General features: G+C 40.2%; 5 protein-coding genes. All 5 read right to left on the bottom strand.

The features are described 5' to 3' along the window. Positions 1-90 precede the first annotated feature (90 nt). Entirely contained in the window at positions 91-225 is a 135-nt protein-coding gene (locus PUQ00_RS31790; protein ID WP_300423905.1) for a hypothetical protein, read from the bottom strand. Between the two features lie 11 nt (positions 226-236). After that, a complete protein-coding gene (rocD, locus tag PUQ00_RS31785) occupies positions 237-1,487 on the bottom strand; it encodes an ornithine--oxo-acid transaminase (RefSeq protein WP_300423904.1) in 1,251 nt (416 codons plus the stop codon). Positions 1,488-2,032: 545 nt separating this feature from the next. Then, positions 2,033-2,671: a pentapeptide repeat-containing protein gene (locus PUQ00_RS31780; protein WP_300423902.1), complete on the bottom strand. Its 639-nt coding sequence runs from the start codon at positions 2,669-2,671 to the stop codon at positions 2,033-2,035. A gap of 265 nt (positions 2,672-2,936) precedes the next feature. Next, complete coding sequence (locus PUQ00_RS31775) at positions 2,937-3,611, bottom strand: cadmium resistance transporter (RefSeq protein WP_300423901.1); 675 nt, start codon at positions 3,609-3,611, stop codon at positions 2,937-2,939. Positions 3,612-4,492: 881 nt separating this feature from the next. Beyond that, the gene (locus PUQ00_RS31770) at positions 4,493-4,900 is read right to left on the bottom strand and encodes a hypothetical protein (RefSeq protein WP_300423900.1); all 408 of its coding nucleotides are present in this window, start codon (positions 4,898-4,900) and stop codon (positions 4,493-4,495) included. Positions 4,901-6,531: the final 1,631 nt, after the last annotated feature.

Below are 6,531 nucleotides of genomic sequence, written 5' to 3'. Positions count from 1 at the left end.
ATGCTGAGGCGTTTGGCATAATATTTGACTTCTCAAAACTTTTCAAACACCCTCTGAGACCAGGGGGGTAAATTGACCCCCTGAAAATTTCTATACAGTCACTACCTTGGGTTGAGGTTTAGTGAATAACTCAGCTAAATGATGTAGTTGGCGTAGACGCAAAGCGGCTTGTCGCCAGACATCGCGCCAGTTCCCCTGATGATCGGCATACCCCGCAAGACTCAATTTACGTCAAATTAACAAGTAGTTGTCAAAACTAGCTCAATTTTCTCCAATGCCCAATCTATTTCATCTAGGGAAATAACCAAGGGTGGAGCAAAGCGGATGACATTATCTCTAGTTTCTTTAGCTAATAATCCCTCTTTGGCTAAGGCTTTACAAAAACGTCTAGCACCACCAAATTCTGGGTACAATTCCATCCCAATTAATAAACCTTTACCACGGACTTCTTTTATATATGAACTCTCAATTGATTGTAATTTTGCTAGAAAATATTCTCCTAGTTGTAAAGCTTTTTCTGGTAACTCTTCTTCTAGAATTACATCAAGTGCTGCAATTCCAATGGCAGCAGCTAATGGATTTCCGCCAAAGGTACTACCATGATCTCCTGGTTGAAATACACCCATCACTTCGTCAGTAGAAATAAACGCAGAAATTGGATAAAATCCACCAGATAAAGCTTTTCCTACAGTTATGCCATCTGGCTTAACATTCTCATATTGATGGGCAAACATTTTACCTGTTCTTCCCAAGCCAGTTTGAATTTCATCAAAAACTAGTAATACATTATGATGGCGACAGATTTGTTCTGCTTGCTTTAAAAACCCATTGGGAGGAACAATAATACCTCCCTCACCCTGAATTGGTTCTACCAAAAATGCAGCAGTGTTAGGAGTAATGGCTTTTTCTAATGCTTCAGAATCACCAAAAGGGATAACTTTAAACCCAGTCGTCAAAGGCCCAAATCCATCTTGATATTGTTCTTCTGTAGAGAAACTGATTAAACTAATAGTGCGTCCAGAAAAATTATTACTACAAACAATAATTTCTGCTTGATTTTCTGGTACACCTTTTACTTTATAAGCCCATTTCCGAATGGCTTTGATAGCAGTTTCGACAGCTTCGGCTCCCGAATTCATGGGTAACACTTTAGGTAAACCAGAAATCTCAGAAAGCTTCTCATAAAATAGTCCCAATTGGTCATTGCGAAAAGCTCTAGAAGTTAGTGTAACTTTCTGAGCTTGCTTTATCATTGCTTCGAGGATTTTGGGATGACAATGACCCTGATTTAATGCTGAGTAAGCTGAAAGAAAATCTAGGTATTTTTTACCTTCTATATCCCATATCCACACCCCTTCTCCTTTAGTGATGACTACATCTAAAGGATGATAATTATCAGCACCATATTGCTGTTCTAGTTCAATATAATCCTGGGTATTCATAGTGTTGAGGTTGGGAATTCCCAGAGTTATGTTTGTTGCTTGCATATTTGCTCCTGATAGTTTTGAGAGGTTGAAATAAAACTAGATAATATCTGAAAGACTACCAGTCGAATGAAACATTCTACAAGTATGAGCCTAAAAAGACCGAAAAATCCAGCCAATCTTCCAAAAAATATGCGATCGCCCCGCTCTTTCATATCATGTCCGACTTAATACTTATGTCATTGCGAGGGTCGCGTGGCAATCCCAAACCTTGGCGATTGCTACCCTGCGGGAACGGCAAAGGCGAACATTCCACTTCTCTACGAGACGCTACCGCGAACGTTGCATTCGCAATGACATATCGTAAATGATTTGCCGAACTTGATATCAAATATTAAAATAAAGCCTGTATTCATGACTGAATCAGGCTTTTGAGGTTTTTTAGTAATATTTGTACGGAGAACTTCAGTTTAAGTCGTTGCAGAGAAAGCGGGATGATTTTGCTAGTTTTGTGGGATGGGCCGAAAAGCCCGTCCCTTGTATTTCGGGGCGGGCTTTTCGGCCCACCCTACAAAAATCATCCCTTGATTCAGCAACGCCCAGTTTAATTACTGAACAGTGAATCCTTCCGGTCTGATAGCATCTTCTAAATCAACCCCCATCAGGTTAACTCCCTGCATGTTTGCATTTGTGAGATTTGTCTTTTCTAAGTCTGCGCCCTGTAGGTTAGCTGCTTGTAGGTTTGCTCCCAGCAGGTTGGCTTTCTCTAGATCTGCATCAAATAGGTTTGCTCCCAACAGGTTTGCTCCCAAAAGGTTTACCTTTCCTAAATCTGCTCCTTGAAGGTTTACCCCTTGTAAGTTTGTTTGCTGCAAGTTAGCCCTTTCTAAGTCTGCATCTTGTAAGTTAGCACCCTCCAAGTTTGCCGCTTGCAAGTTTGCGTCCTTTAGCATTGCTCCAGTCAGATTACACCCGACACATTCATTGGTTTCTAATAAATGTCTAACGTTTGTTGCTACAGACACTATTGGGGATACAACCGGAGATATTACTGGGGAAGTTACAGACTCCATTGGCGATGTAACCGGAGGCATTACTGGACCTAGTTTAGATTCCGTAGGTATGGATGGTGTTAGTGTTAAAGCTCTAACTGCTTGCTGGTCAAGCAGAGAAAATCCTGCTACAAGTACCAGAAATACTGCTGTTACGAGCCACTGAGTTAATTTTTTGGAATTTGATTGATTCATTAGTTCCTTCCGATGATAATTCGTAGTGGTGAGCTTGCTTTTATAGGAGCCATCAATAATGTGCTTTATTCTCACTTTAGATAAGTTGATTGATAACATCAAATATTATTTTGATTCTAATTGATAAATTCAAGTGATTAAAAAATCTTTGGGGATAGGAAACGATCGCTAATTTTTTTGGTTAAATCAAGGATATAGCACCCATCAATAATTTCGAGTTTTCCGAACAGGTGCGTCACCAATAGCGTCAGACATCGCCTCATACCTAATTGGAAAGCATTGCCAGACTAGGTAAAAGTCGATATGTTTCACTTTTAATCAAGATAGAGAGTCCCAAGTAAATTAAGACAAAGGGGAAGATTTTCCGACCATAGCGGGTTAAAACGGGAGTCATCAGAGGATTACGAGTCAGGTTGTAAGAAAGTAAGCACCACGCCCCAACAGTGCAATAGCAAACACACAGAATTACACCCAAACTTGGAAGATTGCTAGTGGCAAACAACGGTACATAGATCCCAATGTTGTTTCCTCCATTGGCAATAGTGACTGCGGAAACGCGGTAAGTTTGCGGATCGCGGATGGTTGCTAATAGTGATTTCTTCTGGCGTCCAGATTTGGTAGGAGAAGTTAAGTCAACTGACACACCTTGCACTGTCTCTTCCTCTTCTTCTCGACTCATGAGATTACTGATACCAATAGCGACGGGAAGCAAACCTAGCAAACCAATCCAGGTGGTTGGAATAATCATACCGCCGAAAAAACCAGGAAGACTAGCAAACACTAAGGCAGTGAATCCCAAAAATTCACCCAGCACAATATGCTTAGGACGAAAGCTGCGATTGACTTTTCCGAAGAAAGCTGTCAAATATAAATTGTCGTCAAAGGTGGTTGCAAAAGCAGCAGAGATTCCAATAATAAATGTACTAATTAGCCAAGTCATAATTGTTGCTCACGATATATTTCAATGCTGTTTGTCCTCGTTCTTCTCTACTCTTCGATGTGAAGGCAGTTCAGAAGATTTTGTGACTGTTTTACCTAACGACAACCGATCGAGGTTCGCTAGTCATCAGCCAATTCCCCAGTTTTTAGAGGCGATGCCTACGGCGGTAAACTATGCCTCTATCAAATTGGTGATTTTTTTCTCAGCAAGGTACCTTGGGAGCTCATGAAGTCAATATTATGGCTTTCAACCAAATAAGAGCAAATACTCTTGTTTTTTAAAATGATAAACAAAAGTGATTGATAACTTTACCATAATGTTTTCCTCGTTTTTATGTTCCACATGGAAACGAGAAAGTACCTAATACTGAGCTATTAGACATCTCTGACAATGAATATAGAGACGTTACATGTAACGTCTCTACAAGGATTTCAGGTAACGCATCATTAATGTCACCAGATGTCTATTGTTTGAGAAGCTTCTGTGCGATCGCTCCTGTTGACAGGGCGGCCGCATCATGTCAACAAAGTAATTGTATTGTCAATAAGGTCGAAACTAGCCGCATTAATTGCTGCTTATTGACACATATTTAGCGTAGGTGTAGCCCGTCAGAGCAGCGGCTGACGCCGTTAGCGTAGCGGTAGCGAGTCCGCGAGCGTCTCTGTTAGCGCAGCGTTAGCGACGCAGGAGCGTCACTTTTCAAGACAGACATCGCTTTGAGTTTTGCAAACTAAACCAAACGAGAAATGCCGCTAAAGTCGTTGGTTCTTAACGTTGGTTCTGATCAAGAGTCATTTAGATGCGTTTGCCCTGAGTGCTAGGCAGACCAAGGCATATTGACCCAGTTAATTGGGTGCATTAAGTTCTGTCGTTTCCTCATCCTAGTTGTTAATGACACGAAAGATTTGCCAAGGGTCAGCGAAAGAGTTGCGACGAAGAAGCCAGCAGTTAACGCCGACCACGTTGGGCTGAAGGGTATATCGACCAATCGTATAAAAGGTGTTGTCGTCGCCCAAAGGGATGTATTCCCAATCTTCGTATTTCATAACGAGGAGGTTATTTTCATTTCCAGTAGGTCCGTAGTACGTATCATAAATTCCCTGATAATAGGCCTGACGCCCATAGATAAGCCCAGATGGCTTGGTCGAGTCTTGTGCGTTGGCAATTCCCACATCCTCTCTCGCCAGATATTTCATCTCCTCAAACCTTTCCTCTGCGTACAACTTGTTCCAATTTTTGGCAAACTGCTTCAACTGCTCGATCACTTGCTTAGTCTTTTCGCTTGTCATTTTTTTCTCCTTCCTACTGAGATAGCCATATAGTATCAATACCTTTGCCAAAAGTAATACCTTACAAAAATTTTGGCAAAAATGGCAAAATGACTCATACATGGGTGTCCGCCGGGATACCGACTCTGTTGGCGAATTCATGTAAACTGCAATTTTTGGTGTAAGCAGTTATAACATTTCAAGGCTTTGAGGATAGCGATCGCATTTCGCCAACAGAGTCGGATACCAGCAAAATGGCACACATTGTAAACAAATGTTGCGGAAACTACTTTAGTGATTTAGTAACTTGCCCAAAAATGATGTTGGACGAATCAAAAATTTGCACGGTAAAACCAAGCTTTCATCACTTTTCGTCCCTTAAACTTGCCCATTAATGAGCTTTTTAGGGGATGTTTTTTTTCACAAGAGAGGACACGATAAATCCGGTATTGAAACAACGTAAAATAAACGCTTTTGAGAAGTTTTTACTGATTTATTGAAATCAAGAGTTGCACGTATATTTTTTGTCCTGAAAGGTAGCCATTCCCTATTTGAAAACATTATTTAAAGAGAATCGTACTTTTTTGTCATCACAAATTTTCGTCTACGTCACCACAGATCAAGCAGGAAACTCTTATGTTTTTAGACGCTATTTTATGTAATAAATATAGCTTTTGCACTCAGGGTAAGCGCATGTAATTTTGTAGCTCTTGATATAGATAAAAAGCTTAAAGCTTTATCTAAATATCAATTTTTCATTCAAAATAGGACGAATTGTCGTAAATGATTGAAAAAATATGGTTCAAATAGCTTTTTATGTTTTTTGTACATATAAAGACGAAAATGTCAATCCCACCCCTTGGCTCAGTGTAGTAATTTTGAACTTATTTGTGCTTTGGGTGAACCCCAAAACTACAGTGTCAATAGGGTTTGAGATGCGCTTACCCTGCTTTTGTACTGAAGATAATTTTTAGCGATGGCTACACCCGCCGCAGGCATCGCACCTTTTTTAACCGACTTAACAAAATCGCTTTGCTCCGGCTTTGGCTAGGTTTCCCCCTCTTTTTTGCTACCCCATCTCACATAAGCCGTATATACGTTTAGGACATTATCCGCACTCAAATATGATGTTAAGTATCATTTCGGCTATTCGGATCTCGCATATAAAAATAGTAGTGTTTTATTCTGTTGATAATTAAATAGAATAATGAGTTATCTAAATAGACCTATCCACAAATAAACCTCAAAATAGCTGAAACCCTTACATAGCTGGCTTTTTAGCTTATATAAAACAGGAACCTCTAAAACCCTCTCCAGAGCTAGGTTTCAGCCAAATAAAGTTCTCATTTCCGGATAAGTCTAATGATTTAAGGCTGGTGTTTGCCGGTGATTTTCAATCAGATGTCTCAACTGTAAACAATGATGTTAGACACTTTGACAATGCAACGTTTGAGAAGCGCTTTCAATACTTTCAAACGGATCAATCTTTAAATGGTTGGTGGAACCCCATAGGTTCAGGAGCATTCCGTTTAATTAACTGTAAAGTTCAATCTGTCGGCGTCAACGACGAAAAAAAGCAGGATTCCTCTGTAGGTCTTTTCATTAGACTTATCCGGAAATGAGAACTTTATTTGGCTGAAACCTAGCTCTGG

Source organism: Nostoc sp. S13, assembly GCF_029379315.1.
Classification (GTDB): Bacteria; Cyanobacteriota; Cyanobacteriia; order Cyanobacteriales; family Nostocaceae; genus Nostoc.
The sequence above is the reverse complement of the archived record's forward strand: the minus strand, read 5'-3'. Positions and strand labels throughout refer to the sequence as shown.